This window comes from Flavobacterium odoriferum (assembly GCF_025499515.1).
Lineage (GTDB): Bacteria > Bacteroidota > Bacteroidia > Flavobacteriales > Flavobacteriaceae > Flavobacterium > Flavobacterium odoriferum.
The window spans coordinates 542228-559552 of record NZ_JAMKFA010000001.1 but is presented as its reverse complement, the minus strand read 5'-3'; the positions used below and the strand labels follow the sequence as shown (position 1 = coordinate 559552).

General features: G+C 32.9%; 18 protein-coding genes. 9 read left to right on the top strand and 9 right to left on the bottom strand.

Annotated elements, in window-relative coordinates; translation table 11 throughout:
- Nucleotides 1-458 precede the first annotated feature (458 nt).
- Both M9Q43_RS02630 and M9Q43_RS02625 read right to left on the bottom strand, forming a co-directional pair.
- Nucleotides 459-2357, bottom strand: coding sequence for an amidophosphoribosyltransferase (locus tag M9Q43_RS02630; RefSeq protein ID WP_262317419.1), 1899 nt, complete (start codon nucleotides 2355-2357; stop codon nucleotides 459-461).
- Nucleotides 2358-2437: 80 nt separating this feature from the next.
- Nucleotides 2438-3367: a PfkB family carbohydrate kinase gene (locus tag M9Q43_RS02625; RefSeq protein ID WP_262317418.1), complete on the bottom strand. Its 930-nt coding sequence runs from the start codon at nucleotides 3365-3367 to the stop codon at nucleotides 2438-2440.
- A gap of 73 nt (nucleotides 3368-3440) precedes the next feature.
- Here M9Q43_RS02625 and M9Q43_RS02620 point away from each other — a divergent pair, with 73 nt between their 5' ends.
- Complete coding sequence (locus M9Q43_RS02620) at nucleotides 3441-4031, top strand: hypothetical protein (RefSeq protein ID WP_262317417.1); 591 nt, start codon at nucleotides 3441-3443, stop codon at nucleotides 4029-4031.
- A 3-nt stretch (nucleotides 4032-4034) separates the two neighbouring features.
- On the opposite strand, the gene rnhA is transcribed toward M9Q43_RS02620, so the two are convergent.
- On the bottom strand, nucleotides 4035-4514 hold the full coding sequence (gene rnhA / locus M9Q43_RS02615) for a ribonuclease HI (RefSeq protein ID WP_133609274.1): 480 nt from the start codon (nucleotides 4512-4514) through the stop codon (nucleotides 4035-4037).
- Between the two features lie 11 nt (nucleotides 4515-4525).
- A complete protein-coding gene (gene purN / locus M9Q43_RS02610) occupies nucleotides 4526-5089 on the bottom strand; it encodes a phosphoribosylglycinamide formyltransferase (RefSeq protein ID WP_262317416.1) in 564 nt (187 codons plus the stop codon).
- A gap of 173 nt (nucleotides 5090-5262) precedes the next feature.
- Here purN and M9Q43_RS02605 point away from each other — a divergent pair, with 173 nt between their 5' ends.
- The 5 genes from M9Q43_RS02605 to pyk all read left to right on the top strand — a co-directional run bounded on the left by M9Q43_RS02605 (nucleotide 5263) and on the right by pyk (nucleotide 9688).
- The gene (locus tag M9Q43_RS02605) at nucleotides 5263-5499 is read left to right on the top strand and encodes an acyl carrier protein (RefSeq protein WP_007137004.1); all 237 of its coding nucleotides are present in this window, start codon (nucleotides 5263-5265) and stop codon (nucleotides 5497-5499) included.
- Nucleotides 5500-5674: 175 nt separating this feature from the next.
- Nucleotides 5675-6928, top strand: a complete 1254-nt coding sequence (gene fabF, locus M9Q43_RS02600) for a beta-ketoacyl-ACP synthase II (RefSeq protein ID WP_262317415.1) — start codon at nucleotides 5675-5677, stop codon at nucleotides 6926-6928.
- A gap of 4 nt (nucleotides 6929-6932) precedes the next feature.
- Nucleotides 6933-7676, top strand: coding sequence for a ribonuclease III (rnc, locus tag M9Q43_RS02595; RefSeq protein WP_262317414.1), 744 nt, complete (start codon nucleotides 6933-6935; stop codon nucleotides 7674-7676).
- Nucleotides 7677-7778: 102 nt separating this feature from the next.
- A complete protein-coding gene (locus tag M9Q43_RS02590; protein ID WP_262317413.1) occupies nucleotides 7779-8252 on the top strand; it encodes an IPExxxVDY family protein in 474 nt (157 codons plus the stop codon).
- Nucleotides 8253-8257: 5 nt separating this feature from the next.
- Nucleotides 8258-9688: a pyruvate kinase gene (gene pyk, locus M9Q43_RS02585; RefSeq protein ID WP_262317412.1), complete on the top strand. Its 1431-nt coding sequence runs from the start codon at nucleotides 8258-8260 to the stop codon at nucleotides 9686-9688.
- Between the two features lie 71 nt (nucleotides 9689-9759).
- Here the strand turns inward: pyk and M9Q43_RS02580 are convergent, their stop codons facing one another.
- Nucleotides 9760-10275 carry a PAS domain-containing protein gene (locus tag M9Q43_RS02580; protein WP_262317411.1) on the bottom strand — a complete coding sequence of 172 codons (516 nt, stop codon included), beginning with the start codon at nucleotides 10273-10275 and terminating at the stop codon, nucleotides 9760-9762.
- Nucleotides 10276-10486: 211 nt separating this feature from the next.
- On the opposite strand from M9Q43_RS02580, the gene M9Q43_RS02575 reads away from it, so the two are divergent.
- Both M9Q43_RS02575 and M9Q43_RS02570 read left to right on the top strand, forming a co-directional pair.
- Nucleotides 10487-11578: a DNA cytosine methyltransferase gene (locus M9Q43_RS02575; protein WP_262317410.1), complete on the top strand. Its 1092-nt coding sequence runs from the start codon at nucleotides 10487-10489 to the stop codon at nucleotides 11576-11578.
- Complete coding sequence (locus tag M9Q43_RS02570; protein WP_262317409.1) at nucleotides 11578-12552, top strand: HaeIII family restriction endonuclease; 975 nt, start codon at nucleotides 11578-11580, stop codon at nucleotides 12550-12552. The genes M9Q43_RS02575 and M9Q43_RS02570 overlap by 1 nt, the downstream gene beginning before the upstream one ends.
- Nucleotides 12553-12559: 7 nt before the next feature.
- On the opposite strand, the gene dinB is transcribed toward M9Q43_RS02570, so the two are convergent.
- Both dinB and M9Q43_RS02560 read right to left on the bottom strand, forming a co-directional pair.
- Nucleotides 12560-13663, bottom strand: a complete 1104-nt coding sequence (gene dinB, locus M9Q43_RS02565) for a DNA polymerase IV (RefSeq protein WP_262317408.1) — start codon at nucleotides 13661-13663, stop codon at nucleotides 12560-12562.
- 5 nt (nucleotides 13664-13668) lie between these two features.
- Nucleotides 13669-15699 carry a site-specific recombinase gene (locus M9Q43_RS02560; RefSeq protein WP_262317407.1) on the bottom strand — a complete coding sequence of 677 codons (2031 nt, stop codon included), beginning with the start codon at nucleotides 15697-15699 and terminating at the stop codon, nucleotides 13669-13671.
- 78 nt (nucleotides 15700-15777) lie between these two features.
- On the opposite strand from M9Q43_RS02560, the gene M9Q43_RS02555 reads away from it, so the two are divergent.
- Nucleotides 15778-16248 carry a CYTH domain-containing protein gene (locus M9Q43_RS02555; RefSeq protein ID WP_262317406.1) on the top strand — a complete coding sequence of 157 codons (471 nt, stop codon included), beginning with the start codon at nucleotides 15778-15780 and terminating at the stop codon, nucleotides 16246-16248.
- Here the strand turns inward: M9Q43_RS02555 and M9Q43_RS02550 are convergent, their stop codons facing one another.
- Both M9Q43_RS02550 and M9Q43_RS02545 read right to left on the bottom strand, forming a co-directional pair.
- Nucleotides 16249-16749 carry a septal ring lytic transglycosylase RlpA family protein gene (locus tag M9Q43_RS02550; RefSeq protein WP_408611235.1) on the bottom strand — a complete coding sequence of 167 codons (501 nt, stop codon included), beginning with the start codon at nucleotides 16747-16749 and terminating at the stop codon, nucleotides 16249-16251.
- A 47-nt stretch (nucleotides 16750-16796) separates the two neighbouring features.
- A complete protein-coding gene (locus M9Q43_RS02545; protein WP_262317405.1) occupies nucleotides 16797-17231 on the bottom strand; it encodes a hypothetical protein in 435 nt (144 codons plus the stop codon).
- Nucleotides 17232-17325: the final 94 nt, after the last annotated feature.

Genomic DNA, 17325 nt, shown 5'->3' with positions numbered 1-17325 from the left:
CAACTGAAAAATAAAAAATAACTTATTTTAACTAGAAAGCCGAAGCGTTATGGCAACACTTCGGCTTTTTGTATTTTCCCAATTTTGTTTAAAAATAAAAAAGGTGAAATTTCTTTCACCCTTTTTGCCCCAAATCTACCATAAAACTTAACCTACTAATTTTCTGGTAGAGCTAAAGTAGAACAAGATGTTATGCAAGCATAAAAAAATTGTTAAATAGCACGAAAACTCGATGAAATGCAATTTGAAGTTTGTTTTTATCACAAAAAGGGTTTTAAATCACAAAAATATTAACGTAAAGAAATAAAAAAAAGGGAGAAATTGCTTTCACCCTTTTTGCCCCAAATCTACCATAAAACTTAACCTACTAATTTTCTGGTAGAGCTAAAGTATATCGAGATATTAATATTTTATAAAAAAATTGTTAAACGAAATAAAAAGTCGATGAAACGCACTTTTTAGTAAGCTCTAGCATCTTTTCCTTCATAAAAATTCATGAATGCTCGGTTTACTACACGATTTCCCCCATCAGTTGGATAATCTCCTGTAAAATACCAATCGCCTAAATTCTTCGGACAAGCAATGTGTAAATCTTCTACCGTTTGATAAATAATTTTTACTTCTGCTTTTGTATCTTCTGGCGTAAGCATTTCGGCAATTTTATCTGAAATTTCTTGATCAGTGAATGGTGCATAAATTTCTTTTACATAATTCACCACATCAGCATCACTAAAATCTTCTTGAGCTTTCGATTTTTGGTACACTTCTTCTACTATATGATATAAATTGCGTTCTTTCAATAAATCTAAAGCTGCTCTGAAAGCTACTAACCCTTCTAATTTAGCCATGTCAATTCCGTAACAATCTGGATAACGAATTTGAGGTGCTGATGAAACAACTACGATTTTCTTTGGATGCAAACGATCCATCATTTTAATGATACTTTGTTTTAAAGTAGTTCCTCGCACAATACTATCATCAATAATAACTAAATTATCGCTTGGTTTTACTACTCCATACGTTACATCATACACGTGAGCTACTAAATCGTCACGACTGCTGTCTTCAGTGATAAACGTTCTTAATTTGGCATCTTTAATAGCGATTTTTTCGGTTCTGATTTTCACTGAAAGCAATTCTTTTAATGAATCTTCAGTTAATGTGTCTTTTTGCTCGATAATCATTTTGGCTTTTCGCTGATTTAAGAAATCTTGAGCTGCTTCAGACATTCCGTAAAAAGAAGTTTCTGCTGTATTTGGAATAAAAGAGAAAACGGTGTTATCGGTATCGTTATCAATTGCTTTTAAAACGCTTGGGAAGATTAATTTTCCTAATTCTTTACGCTCTCTGTAGATTTCGGCATCGCTTCCGCGAGAAAAATAAATGCGTTCAAACGAACATGCTTTTTTTATTAATGGTGTTCTTACTTCTTGAACTGAAACATTTCCGTTTTTCTTAATAATGATAGCGCTTCCTGGTGTTAACTCTTGCACTTTTTCGAAAGGCACATTGAAAACCGTTTGAATCACAGGACGTTCTGAAGCTACCACTACAATTTCATCATCTTCGTAGAAATACGCAGGACGAATTCCGGCAGGATCGCGCAAAACAAACGAATCGCCATGACCAAAAAGTCCAGCCATTGCATAACCTCCATCAAAATTACGAGAAGCACGTTCTAAAATACGTTGCACATTTAATCGTTCTCCTATAATTGGCGAAGCTTCTTGTTTAGAATAGCCTTCGTGTTTGCATTGTTTGTATAATTCGGTAACTTCATCATCTAAAAAATGCCCAATTTTTTCCATTACGGTAACTGTATCGGCCATTTGTTTTGGATGTTGTCCTAAATCAATTAAGTTTTGGAACAACTCCTTTACGTTAGTCATATTGAAATTCCCAGCCACAATTAAATTACGATGCATCCAATTGTTTTGACGTAAAAATGGGTGAACACTTTCGATGCTATTTTTACCGAAAGTTCCATAACGAACGTGACCTAAAAACACTTCTCCCAAATACGGAATATTTTGTTTTTGAAGTGCCACATTGTTTTGATATTCTGGATGTTCTTCTAACTCGCGACTAATTCTGTCGTTAATTTGAGCGAAAATATCCTTAATAGGTTGCGGGTCGTTTGAACGAATACGGCTGATGTATCTTTCCCCTGGATTTACATCCAATTTAATACTCGCTAATCCAGCTCCGTCTTGACCGCGGTTATGTTGCTTTTCCATTAGTAAGTACATTTTTTGTACTCCATAGAAAGCGGTTCCGTATTTTTCTTTATAGAATTCTAACGGTTTTTTTAATCGTAGTAATGCAATTCCACATTCGTGTTGTATAGCGTCACTCATAAGTTGTTGTGTTGTTGTAGGTTGTTGTAATTTTTATTCTTTTTGAAACAAAAAATGCCCCGAAATTTCGAGGCACGTTTTTATTCTTCTAATTCGATTTCAAATTGTGTTAAGGCTTTGAATTGTTTCAAACGCGCATTCACTTCTTTTTTATCTAAAGTTTCCATTCGTTCTGTTCCAAATTTCTCCACACAGAAAGAAGCTAAATTTGAACCGTAAATAATAGCGTTTTTCAAATTGCTAAACGAAATGTTCTCTGATTGTGCAATGTAACCTGCAAAACCACCTGCGAAAGTATCACCTGCACCTGTTGGATCAAACACTTCTTCTAATGGTAAAGCTGGAGCAAAAAATACTTCTTTGTTGTGGAACAATAACGCTCCATGTTCTCCTTTTTTGATTACCACATATTTTGGTCCCATGGTATGAATTTTAGCTGCCGCTTTTACCAAAGAATATTCTCCTGATAACTGACGCGCTTCTTCATCGTTGATAGTGATTACATCTACACGTTTGATTACGTCTAATAATTCTGGTAAGGCACAATCCATCCAAAAATTCATTGTATCTAAAACAACTAACTTTGGTCTTTCAGACATTTGATTTAAAACACCTGATTGTACAATTGGGTGTAAGTTTCCTAATAAAACTACATCCGAATTTTTATACGCTTGCGGCACAACTGGATTAAAATCAGCCAAAACGTTTAATTCGGTAACTAAAGTGTCGCGAGAATTTAAATCGTTGTGGTATTTTCCACTCCAAAAGAAAGTTTTTCCTCCTTTTACGATTTCGATTCCTTCGATATTTACTCCTTTATTTTCTAATAAATCTAAATATTCCTTTGGAAAATCTTCTCCAACCACAGAAACTACTGCTGCATCTACATTAAAAAAGTTAGACGCTAAACCAATGTAAGTCGCGGCTCCACCTAAAATTTTATCTGTTTTTCCGAAAGGCGTTTCAATAGCATCAAAAGCTACTGTTCCTACTATTAATAGTTTGTTCATTAAATTGAATTTGAAATAAAGTGCAAAGATAAGTTTTTGTTTAGAAGTTTAAAAGTTTATATGTTTAAAAGTTTTGAAGGTTAGAGATTTGAGTTTTTTTGTAGATTTGTATGAATCGATGTGTATGAATTTCCAAAAAACATTAATACTTTCTTTAATTATTATTTCTTGTGGATCAAACAACCCAAAAATTAAAAATAAAGAAAAATCCATAAAATGGTTTCTTAAAGAAGAATCTATTTTAGGAACAACTTATGAAAAGTTTGGATTAGTTAAGGAAAATGGTAAATTTTACCATAATGAAAAAGTTATTCAAATAGAAGATGAAAACCATTCTTATTATTATGAAATTTTTGATAATAAATTTGTGTTGATTTCAATTTTCAACAAACCTAATATTTGGTCTAGTCCAACGCTAATACCAAAAGACTCTTTATATATTTATGAATTGAAAAAGCAGCAAAAATCATTTATCTCTTTAAAAAAAACCAGATTTGCTCTAAACAAAAAAGAATTAAAAAATTACTACCCCAAAAATGTTGATATGAATGATGTATTTGATTATTATTTTGCAATTGATAGTATCAATTTGGACACAAATGAACTTTTTTTAATTGACCCAAATTTTAAAATGATAAAACAAAAATTAATACGTTCGAACTAAAATCTACAACAACTTCCCTTCTTCTCGCTCATAAAACTCGTCAATAGATAATTTTTCTTGTTGCGATGCCATAACGGCTAATTCATCGCAGCGTTCATTTTGCGGATGACTGTTGTGTCCTTTTACCCATTGAAAATCGACTTGGTGTTGGCGATAGATTTTTAAGAAACGCATCCATAAATCTGGATTTTTCTTGGCTTTGAAGTTTATTTTTTCCCACTGAAAAACCCAGCGCTTTTCAACAGAATCCACCACATATTTGGAATCGGAAACGACTAAGACTTTAGTTTTTGGATTTTTTAATTTTTCTAAACCTACAATTACTGCTAATAATTCCATTCTATTATTAGTAGACAATCGAAAACCTTCGTAAAATTCTTTTTTATACGGAGTTCCCACCATTTCCATCACCACGCCATAGCCAGCCGGACCAGGATTTCCCTTGGCAGCGCCGTCTGTATATATGTGAACTTCGTGACTCAAGTGAATAGTAGTTAGTGATTAGTGATTAGATTTCCTATTACTTCAGGAAAATATTGATGTTCTAATTCATGGATTTTATGCGCAATTTCTTCCGCTGTTTTGCAATCTTCGATATTTACTGATTTTTGAAAAATAAATTCGCCTTCATCGTAATGTTCGTTTACATAATGAATCGTAATTCCGGTTTCTTTTTCTTTATTTTCTAAAACCGCTTGATGTACATTCATGCCATACATTCCTTTTCCACCATACTTTGGCAATAAAGCAGGATGAATATTGATTACTTTTGGATATTCTTTTAATATAGACTCGGGAAATTTTAGTAGAAATCCGGCTAAAACAATTAAATCGGGTTGAAACTGATGTAATTGTTCGAGTACAAAACCTTCATTTAATTGGCTTTTTGAAAAAACCACTGAAGGAATGTTATGATTTTTTGCTCTATCTAACACTTTGGCATCTGGTTTGTTAGAGAAGATGGCGACTACAGTTCCTTGGCTATTTTTTTTAAAATACCTGATTATTTCTTCGGCATTTGAACCGTTTCCGGAAGCAAAAAGCACAATATTTTTCATTTCTTATTGATTTCTTCCCACAAAAAAAAGAATAATATTTGGTAAAAAATAAAAAAAAGAAGCCTTTGTGAATTATTTTTTTTAAATTCGTGGTCATATTTAGTAACAAAAAGGTTGTTTTAAAATAAAGTTTTTTATTTTTGCCAACAAATTAAATTAAAAATTAAAAGATTATGTCAGACATTGCATCAAGAGTAAAAGCGATTATCGTAGACAAATTAGGTGTTGACGAAAACGAAGTTGTAACAGAAGCAAGCTTCACAAACGATTTAGGAGCTGATTCATTAGACACTGTTGAGCTTATTATGGAGTTCGAAAAAGAATTTGATATTCAAATTCCAGACGACCAAGCTGAAAACATTGCTACTGTAGGTCAAGCTATTTCTTACATCGAAGAAGCTAAAAAATAATAAATAAAACGCCCGTGTGCATTTTTTTGCATGCGGGTTTTTATTATTTTAAGAAATTAGACTATTTTTGATTGAATTTCAATCACATTATATTGAAATACCCTTGTCTCTTTATTATTATAAACTAAAGAAAACACGGGTATTATTTGTTTAAACGATATTTAAAAATAAGGATATGCAATTAAAGCGTGTTGTTGTAACTGGCCTTGGAGCATTAACCCCAATTGGAAATTCCATTCAAGAATACTGGGATGGTTTAATTAATGGGAAAAGTGGTGCTGCACCCATAACGTATTACGATACTGAAAAACATAAAACAAAATTTGCGTGTGAAGTAAAAAACTTCAACATCGAAGATTATATGGATCGTAAGGAATCGCGCCGATTGGATAAATTTGCTCAATATGCCATTGCTGCAAGTGACGAAGCGATTAAAGACGCTGGAATTACTTCAGACAATGTAAACAAACATAGAGTAGGTGTAATTTGGGGTGCTGGAATTGGAGGTTTAGAAACTTTCCAAGATGAAGTTATCTATTATGCTAAAGGTGATGGAACGCCAAAGTTCAATCCTTTCTTTATTCCTAAAATGATTGCCGATATTGCTCCAGCTCATATTTCTATGAGAAATGGCTATATGGGTCCAAACTATACTACAGTTTCTGCTTGTGCTTCTTCGGCTAATGCCTTAATTGATGCCTTCAATTACATTCGTTTAGGAATGTGTGATGTTATCATTTCAGGTGGTTCTGAAGCAGCTGTAACCATTGCAGGAATGGGTGGATTTAATTCTATGCATGCCCTATCAACAAGAAACGAAAGTCCAGAAACAGCTTCAAGACCTTTTGATGCTACTCGTGATGGTTTTGTTCTTGGCGAAGGTGCTGGTGCATTAGTTTTAGAAGAGTACGAACATGCAAAAGCGCGCGGTGCTAGAATTTACTGTGAAGTTGGTGGTGGAGGAATGTCTTCTGACGCCTACCACTTAACGGCTCCGCATCCAGAAGGAATTGGAGTTATTGCAGTAATGGAAAACACTTTACGTGATGCGGGAATGTCTCCAGAGCAAGTTGATCACATCAACACTCACGGAACTTCTACCCCTTTAGGTGATGTTGCCGAATTAAAAGCAATTAGTCATGTTTTTGGCGATCATGCTAAAAATATTAATATCAACTCTACCAAATCAATGACAGGACATTTACTTGGTGCTGCTGGTGCTATCGAAGCAATTGCTTCTATCTTAGCTATGCAACATAGTATTGTTCCTCCAACGATTAACCACACAGTTGTAGATGAAAACATTAACCCAGAATTGAATTTAACTTTAAATAAAGCGCAAAAACGTGAAATTAAAGTGGCGATGAGCAATACGTTTGGTTTTGGTGGACACAATGCTTGTGTATTATTTAAAAAATTGGAAGACTAAACACATGCGTCGTTTATTTAATAAAATACGAAAAAACTCCCGTTCTCAAGAAGACGGGATTTTTTTTGAAAAAATTACCAAAATACTAGGTTTTGAACCTAAAGAGCTTAGATATTACAAAAAAGCATTCACGCATCGTTCTACTAATAAAGTAGACGAAAAAGGAAATCCGTTCAATTATGAGCGTTTGGAATTTTTAGGCGATGCTATGTTAGGCAGCGTAATTGCAGCACATTTATATAACGAAGTTCCGTCTGGAGATGAAGGCTATTTGACAAAAATGCGTTCGAAAATTGTGAGTAGAGAGCATTTAAACGAACTTGGTCGCGATTTTAACTTGCTTCAATTTGTAGAAAGTAAAATCAATTCGAATCAGTTTGGTGAAAATATTCATGGTAATTTATTTGAAGCATTTATTGGTGCTATTTATTTGGATAGAGGTTTTACATATTGCGAAAAGTTTATCCGAAATAAAATCATCAAACAATATGTAGATATTGCCAAATTAGAAGGAAAAGTAATCAGCTACAAAAGTTTAATTATCGAATGGTGTCAGAAAGAAAAAATGTCTTTCTTTTTTGATTTTGTAGAAGATAACGGCATCGAAGGTCAGAAATATTTTGGGGTAAAATTGCTTATCGACCAAAAAATTATTGCCCGAGCAAGAGCCACTTCTAAGAAAAAAGCAGAAGAAAAAGCATCGCAACGCGCTTATTTTGCTTTGCAAGAAAAAATTTCAAAAAAATAACCCAGTACTAAAACGTTTTCGTTACTAAATTAACGTTAAGAACACGTAAATGGGTGCTTTTTAATCGATTTTAGTCTTATCTTTACAACTTAAATTCTGGTAATGGCCATTCATAAAATTCAAATAAACGATTTTGTTTCAGATGATTATGAGCTTATTGCCGTGCATTCATCTTTAGATGATTACAAATTGGCTTATATGCTGAACAAGGAATTAGGCGTTCAATTAAGTAAAAATCTTGCTTATGTAGAAATCGCAATTCCCGAAGGAAAAAGCGCTTTTAGTAATTATATTTTTGATGATGAAAAAAACGATGTTGTTTGGACGTTAATCGAAAACAAAACCACGATTATCAATTCCAACAAACAAACAACCTCATTATTTGAGCAAGTAGACATCACTGTTTTTTTACTACCCGAATTTAAAAAAGCCGATTACCTTATTAAAATTGAAAATATCGATTACGGATTTGACTCAGAATCCATAGTTGATAAAATTCAGGAAATTAAAAATGTAACTACGGCTTACGCGATTGATATCACGAACTTAAAATCTAAAAATAATTTAATTTTTTAATTAAAATGCCAACAAACAAAAAGACTAAAATTGTAGCTACGCTAGGCCCAGCCTGTAGTACAAAAGAAGTAATAAAAAAAATGATTGATGCCGGAGTTAACGTATTTAGAGTTAACTTTTCGCACGCCGATTATACTGATGTTACCGAACGAATTCAAATGATTAGAGAGCTAAACGAAGAGTTTGGTTATACAACTTCAATTTTAGGCGATTTACAAGGTCCAAAATTACGCGTAGGTGTAATGAAAGAAGATGTAGTAGTGAGCAAAGGCGATATTATTACCTTCACTACTGCCGAAGATATCTTAGGAACAGCTTCAAGAGTGTACATGAACTACAAAGAATTTCCTAAAGATGTAAATCCAGGAGAAAGAATCTTATTAGACGACGGAAAATTAATTTTTGAAGTTACTAAAACCGATAAAAACACCGAAGTTGAAGCAGTTGTAGTACAAGGTGGTCCTTTAAGATCAAAAAAAGGAGTAAACTTACCTAACACTAAAGTTTCGTTACCTGCTTTAACAGAAAAAGACATTCGCGATGCTATTTTTGCGATTGAAAATAAAGTGGATTGGATTGCTTTATCGTTTGTGAGAACGCCAAAAGACTTAGAAGATTTACAAGATTTAATTGCAAAACATTCCGATCATAAAATTCCAATTATTGCCAAAATTGAAAAACCTGAAGCGGTTGAAAACATTGACAAAATCGTAGCGTTTTGTGATGGTTTAATGGTTGCTCGTGGCGATTTAGGTGTGGAAGTTCCGGCGGAAGAAGTGCCATTGATTCAGAAAAAATTGATTCACAGAGCAAAAACAGCTCGTATTCCGGTAATTGTGGCAACACAAATGATGGAAACGATGATTACCTCTTTAACACCAACACGTGCCGAAGTAAACGACGTAGCCAATTCGGTTATGGACGGAGCGGATGCCGTAATGTTATCAGGAGAAACTTCAGTAGGAAATTATCCTGTGGAAGTTATTGAAACCATGACTCGTATTATTGAAAGCGTTGAAGATTCACCACTTATTAAAGTGCCAATTTCGCAACCACAAATCAAAAACAGTCGTTATATTACCAAATCGATTTGTTACCACGCAGCTCAAATGGCCGATACTATTAATGCGAAAGCGATTACAACATTAACCAACTCAGGTTATACGGCGTTTCAAATTTCGGCTTGGCGCCCAAAATCGCACATTTTAGTATTTACTTCAAACCGAAGAATTTTAACGCAATTGAACCTTTTATGGGGTGTAAGAGCTTATTTCTACGACAAATTAGTAAGTACAGATGACACGATTGAAGACATCAACACGATTTGCCAAGAAAAGAAATACGTAAAAAAAGGCGATATGGTCGTTAACTTAGCCGCAATGCCTATCGTAGCGAAAGGAATGGTAAATACATTGAGAGTTTCTGAAATAGAATAATCTCATTTCAACATAAAAAACGAGTGCTAAAGATAATTTTAGCACTCGTTTTTGTTTTATATATGTTCGTTTTAAGCGGCTATTTTTTCAAACGCGATAAAATTAGTTACTTCTCCCTTATGATTGAAAATTGGAAATCCTTTGATGTGACAATTGTAAACCGAACCGTCTTTGCAATAATTGATTACGTTTTTCTCAAACGGCACTTTGTTTAAAATGGCTTTTCTGATTTCGTTGCTAACTTGTAAATCGGTTTTGGCGCCTTGAAACATTTTTGGCGAGTTTCCAACGACTTCTTTTGCTTCGTAGCCATTCATTTTTTCGATGTTTTTACTAGCAAAAACGATTTTTAAGTGCGCATCCGTAACTACAATAACAGTTTCATCTTGTAGGCTTTCTTTAAAATCCCAAACCGACTTCCACTGATTTTTATTGGCAATTTGATGTAACGAATTAACATCGTGAAGCACCACATTGGTTTGCAATAAATACTGAGAATAAATATCCCAAGACACTAGCGGCATGGCTTTTATAGCGCCATTTTCATACTGTTTTGCAAACGCAGCATCGTAAACTTTGAACTCCATAACGATTGTAATTTGCATTAAAACTAAAAATAAAAACAAACCAATAGCTATTTAAAACGAACTTTAACGCTTGTTTAAGTTATAAATAAAATCGAAGAAAAACGTTTTGAAGGTGATATTATTTAAAATAGTTTAAGGTTTTTTAGTTCTCAATCTTTAAAATGTAAATGGAAAAGAGTAAATTTGTTTTCTAATTTTAAGTTTCTCTTCCATGAAAGTAGTATCATTTTTTGCAGGCGCTGGCGGTCTAGACTTAGGTTTCCAAAAAGCAGGTTTTGATGTAATTTGGGCCAATGAATATGATAAAGAAATTTGGGAAACTTATGAGAAAAACCATAAAAACACAATTCTTGACAAAAGAAGTATTGTAGATATTTCTTCCGATGAAGTTCCTGATTGTGATGGAATCATCGGCGGACCTCCTTGTCAAAGTTGGTCAGAAGCTGGATCCAAAAGAGGAATTGCCGATAAAAGAGGGCAACTTTTTTATGAATTTATGCGAATATTAGCAGATAAAAGACCTAAATTCTTTCTTGCAGAGAATGTTTCTGGAATGTTGCTCCCCGCCCATAAAGATGCACTTGAAAATATAAAACAAATGTTTAATGATATTGGATATAATTTATCATTTCAATTATTAAATGTTTCTGATTTTGGGGTTCCACAAGATAGAAAACGTGTATTTTTTATTGGTTACAGAAATGATTTAGGAATTAAATTTCAATTTCCTAAATGCTCAACGCTAGAAAATAAAATTACTTTAGAAGATGCTATAGGCGACTTAAAACACAATGCTTTACCAGCAAAAGAAGGAAATTATACTAATGGAAATAATTGTTCAATAAGTAATCATGAATATATGATTGGTGGATTTTCATCAATGTTTATGTCTAGAAATAGAGTCCGCTCTTGGGATGAAGTTTCTTATACAATTCAAGCAGGAGGAAGGCACGCACCTATTCATCCACAAGCACCCAAAATGACATTTATTGAACAAAATGTTCGTGAATTTGTTAAAGGTAAAGAGCATTTATATAGAAGATTAAGTATTCGCGAATGCGCAAGAGTTCAGACATTTCCAGATAATTTTGTTTTTTATTACAAAAGTGTTGTTGCAGGATATAAGATGATTGGAAATGCTGTACCTGTAAAAATGGCTAATATTTTGGCACAGCAAATATTTGAAGATTTAAGCAAAAAAGAAGAAATAAAAAAAGTTCTTTCTCAAAATATTCCATTAATTAATAATGGTAATATTGTTCGTGAAAAAATGAATGAGATTATAAATTCTATACCTGCATAATGGCTAAAATATCAACACAAACAATTAACGGCAAAGCATTTGAATATGCTTTATTAAATGAGTTTTTAGAAAGATTAAGTCAATTAACGCAGGTTTCTGTTTTAAAAAATGAGCCATACAAAACAGCCGAAAAATGCTTTTTGAGTTTTGAGGAGAAGGAACAAGGTAATTATAAACTGGTTGCTAGTTTTGCAGTCAACTTTCTTATTGATATTGAACCTCGTTTATCTAATGGAATTAACAATGAAGATGTTTTACAACTAGAAATTGTTTCTGATAAAATGGGGCAGAGTGGAGATGTTAGAGATGTATTAGCCATTAGATCGATACAAAAATGGGAAATTGGAATTTCAGCAAAAAACAATCATAGAGCTGTTAAGCATTCTCGACTATCAAACGATATTGATTTTGGGTTAAAATGGTTAGATATTCCTTGTTCTGAAAATTATTTTTCTGAAATAAAACCAATTTTTGAAAAGCTAGCTAAGTTGAGAACAGAAAGTAAAGCAACACAAAAATGGGACACTTTAGGTGACTATCATTCATCTGTTTATATTCCTGTATTGGATGCTTTTAGAAAAGAGCTATTACGCCTTGATAATGACAATATTGGTATCGTTGCTAAAAGATTGATAGAGTATTTAATAGGAAGACAAGATTTTTATAAAGTGATTAAAGGAAAAAATAAAGTTGAAATTCAAGCCTACAACTTACATGGTACGTTGAATTTACCTTTTGAAAATATAAAACCTAAAGCAAAAATTCAAAAATTAAAGTTACCAAATAGATTAATAGAAGTTGTTTATCAAGAAAACTCTAAAACAACACTTTTAGTTACTTTAAATGAAGGTTGGCAAATTTCATTTAGAATTCACAGTGCAAGTTCAAGAATAGAACCTTCATTAAAGTTTGATATTAATTTAGTTTCATCTCCACATTCACTTTTTTCAAATCAACTATTTATTAGTAAATAGGGCTTTTTTAAAACTCAAACTTCAATTGCACCGAGACACTTTTTTGAGGCAACTCAGTTTTGGTTTTTTCTTCGTTGTTTAGGTTGTGGATGGAAATTCCTAGTAATCGTACGGAATTTCTTAGGCGTTCTTGGTAGAGTAAATCTTTGGCAACGTCTAAAATGATGTTTTTGTCGTTTACAAAATACGGCAAAGTTTTGCTTCGGGTTTGTAAGGTGAAATCTGAGTATTTTATTTTTAAAGTGATGGTTTTTCCTGAGATTTTGCTTTTTTGTAGGCGTTTTTCTAATTCTTTGGCAATACTTAGCAAACGTTCTTCCATGAAGATTTCAGAAGATAAATTCTCCCCAAAAGTGCGCTCCGCTCCTACTGATTTAATTTTTCTGTTGGGTTTTACCGCACTGTTGTGAATGCTACGCACAATTTGGTAATAATGCAAACCACTATTGCCAAAATGTTTCTCTAAATATTCTAATGATTTTTGCTTTAAATCGTAACCAGTAAAAATGCCTAATTGATACATTTTTTCAGCCGTTACTTTGCCTACACCGTAGAATTTTTTTACGTCTAATTTTTCTAAAAAGGCTTCTACCTCATCTGGATTTACCGTTTTTTGCCCGTTGGGTTTGTTGTAATCGGAAGCTATTTTGGCAACAAATTTATTTACGGAAATTCCTGCCGAAGCCGTAAGACCAACTTCTTCAAAAATTCTTTTTCTGATTTCTTGTGCAATTAAAGTCGCACTAGGATTCCCCTTTTTGTTTTCGGTAACATCTAAATACGCTTCATCGAGCGATAACGGTTCGACTAAATCGGTATAATCAAGGAAAATTTTTCTGATTTTCTTCGAAATTTCTTTGTAACGGTCAAATCTCGGTCGCACAAAAATTAAATCGGGACACAATTTCTTCGCTTGAATACCGCTAATTGCACTTCGAACACCAAATTTTCTAGCTTCGTAACTTGCTGCTGAAACTACTCCACGAACTTCGCTTCCGCCAACAGCCAAAGGTTTTCCTTTCAGCTCAGGATTATCCATTTGCTCTACCGATGCATAAAACGCATCCATGTCGATGTGAATAATTTTCCGTTGCAAAGGTTGCTGTTCCATAAATTTTACTCCGTTGGAAAAAAGAAACTCATTGGTTTACTTAAAAATCGTCTTTTGATGGATGAAAAAATAGGTCTTAATTCTGTTAAAGGAATGTTTCTAGAGCGAAAAGCCAATCCTAAAGACAATCCAAAACTAACTAAAAAATTAACTAATCCAATGATTCCTATGCCGAAAATTCCCCAAAACAACATGCTGTTACTCACCACATAATTCGCACCATAAAGCCCTAACGCTAGGTTTCCGCTGGCAAAAGTGATGTGTCGAATATCTAAATTTAAACCTAAAAATAAGCCTACAGAAGCAGTACTTCCTAAAAATACCCCAAACCAAAAATTGGATATAACACCCGACCATTTTTTATCGTACCAGTTGGCAATTTTTTTTGTTCGCTCTTTTCCGAATGTCATTTTTAACCACGGATGTTCTTCAATTCTATATTTTACTTCAAAATGTTTGTCTCTGTTGGAAATGCTTCCTGAGATAATTCCTGATAAAAACAGAAAAAATCCTGCAATTGCGGCATGAAAAATCGCCATGGAATGAATTGGACTCAAATCTACAAGTAGCTTATTCCATTTGACTTCGGCAATATTATAATGAAACGTGATGTCAATTAACCAAATTCCTAACAACGAAACCGGAAAAGCCATGGCAACGTTTCCGACAAAGGCGATAAACTGTGAACGAAATAAACGTGCAAATAATTTGGCAAAACTTTTATGTTTTTCATCTGCCGAAATGGAATTTTTTCTCAAACCATCTTCTAAAGCTGTGATTAAAGCAGCTGCCGTCATGGCAGGTTGTTTTGTTGCCAAGGTAAATCCCAACAAATAAATAACAATGAATCCAAACGAATAATTTAAACTATAAAAAAACGCATGACCAAAATCGCTGGTTTCTAGCTTTGAAAGAAGCAATTTAAAAATACACAAGAACCCAACAATTAATCCGCCACCGAGCGCTGCATACAACATTTTGAAATATTCTGTTTTACTTTCAGTAATGTAATGTTCGCCTGTTTTTGCGGTGTGTTGCGTAATTTCGTAGGATAATAATTGCGTGCTTTCGTTGATTAATTTTCGAACATTTGTTTTTTGACAATTGTATTTAATCAGCTTTATGGCCAATTCGATGCTTTTGGTTTTCTTTTCTTCGGGTTTATCAATCACTAAAAGGGGCAATAAAACACCTAAACGATACAATTGCTGTTTGATGCGCAACAAGTTTTGGTTTACACGTAACGAAATTCCGTATTTAGAAGAGTTTTGAAACGCTTTTTCTACAAATTCGTTACATTGTTTATACAGCACCAATAACTGCTTGTAATTGATGTCTGAAGATGTGATATGAAAATTATTTTCTTTTTGTTTAATGGTATTTTCAATCGCAAATAATTCTTTTTCAAAAGCAGCAAACGGACTTTCTAAATTGGCATATTCGGGTACCATTTTTAATACTTCAGATTCTAAGGCTCTACCGCTGGTACGTTGTGATAATAAATTCATGGCTTGCATGACTTCAAACAAAACAGAACCTTCGTCGATTGCTTCATAAATTCCAGAAAAACCAAATAGTTCAAAAAGTTCTTCGAGTTGTTTTTTAGGAATTTTATTCACCCAAATAGGATCAGAATCTAAAAAGAAAATCTGATTTAGTAAATATTGCAGTGTTTCTTTTGGTGCTTGGTATGGTAAAATTTTTGCAAAAATTCGCTTTTTTACTTCGTAAATAAAATCGGTGTCTTGTAAAATTCCAGCATCAGTTAGAATAGAATCAAAGTTTCTTCCTTGTAAAATTGATTGTAAAAAAACTACGAAATTTTCTTTTATTTGTGGATTTTCGATAAAAAAATGTAACACATTTGAAATATCTACAACTTCAACTGTCTTAGGCTTTTTGGGTCTAATGGTATTTACTAAAGCAACAACGATGTCTTCGTTATATTCTTCGTTTTTCCATAATTGAAGTTCATTAAAATAGGTATGACAAATTTCTTCAAATGTATTGGTATTTTTTCTTCTGGCTATATTCATACTTTTCTTCTAATAATTGTAAATATACGAATAGAAACATTTTTTTCGTACTTTAGTTACCTAAATAAATCCTAAATTTTGGAAGAAATAGAACGCAAATTTTTAGTTGAATCAACTGATTTTATCAAAGAAAGCACAGTAAATAATAGAATTGTACAAGGTTATTTGAACTCAAATCCTGAACGAACTGTTCGAGTTCGAATCAAAGGAAATAAGGGTTTTTTAACCATAAAAGGCAAAGGAAACGAAAATGGAACAACTCGTTTTGAATGGGAAAAAGAAATTTCACTTTCAGAAGCCGAAGCCTTACTGCAATTGTGTGAAAGCGGTATTATTGACAAAATTAGATATGAAATTCCGCTTGGAAAACACACGTTTGAAGTTGATGTTTTTTCGGGTGAAAATCAAGGATTAATAATTGCCGAAGTAGAACTTACTTCTGAAAATGAGTTTTTTGAACAACCAAATTGGTTAGGTAAAGAAGTTACTGGCGATAAAAAATATTACAATTCGCATTTAAGCGAACATCCTTTTTGTTCCTGGAAATAATTATTCTACGATTTCGATATTAACTCGCAAAGGTGCTCTGCCTTTGTTATGAGAAATTTCTAAGAATGGTTTTTTAGCCATGTCAATTTCACGGTGTCTTGTAAACGGACCTCTATCTGTAATGGTTACAATTACGCTTTTGTTGTTTGCAATATTGGTGACTTTAACTTTAGTTCCAAACTTTAATGTTTTGTGAGCTGCGGTGTAATTGTTGTTGTGAAATACTTTTCCGCTTGCGGTTCTCCTACCATTTAATTTATCTGAATAATGTGATGCTTCAACATTTTTCTTGTAAAAACGGGTTTTTAAATTAGCAATAGAATCAGAAATTCTGATAGAATCGACAACTTTTATTGAGTCTAATAGACGAAGTGAATCTTTTTTCTTTACGGTATCAAATAAAGAAGCTTCTCTAATAAAACCATGTTTAGTCTTATTAGAAAAGCTCAATAGAATTGTAATAAGCAACACAAACGATACTATTATGATATTTTTCTTCATGATTTTCTGTTTTTGTTTAACCTATTACCAAATAGTGTACCAAAAGATTAGTTTAACCAACTACTCCAAGGCAAACGTGATAAAATTAATACTAATCCTAACGTATAGAAAACGGCAATTTTTTTGAATTTACCATTGTTACTTTCTTCTTTTTTGTGTTTAGACCATCCAATTGTAATTAAAACTAACGCGATGATATTAATTAATGGATGTTCTAACATGGTTAATCTTAAATCTGAATTTTTCATTGCGCCTTCAATTGCAAAAGCTTGAAAACCTTTTTCAGAAACGAAATAAACGATTAAACCAACTAACAATTGAATGTGACAAATAATCATTGTGAAAAGCGAAATACGCAAATCTTTATCAGTGAATAATTTTTTTGATGTTAGGCCTAAAATAGCATTAATAGAGGCTAAAACTAACAAAGCTAATGCAGCATAAGCTAAATAAGAGTGAACGTTAAGAAGTACTTGATTCATAGTTTTTTTTTATTGGTGAAATACAAATATAAGAAATAAAAAAACCTCTTACTCAAAAAAATGAGTAAGAGGTTTTATAAAACTATTTTCTAAA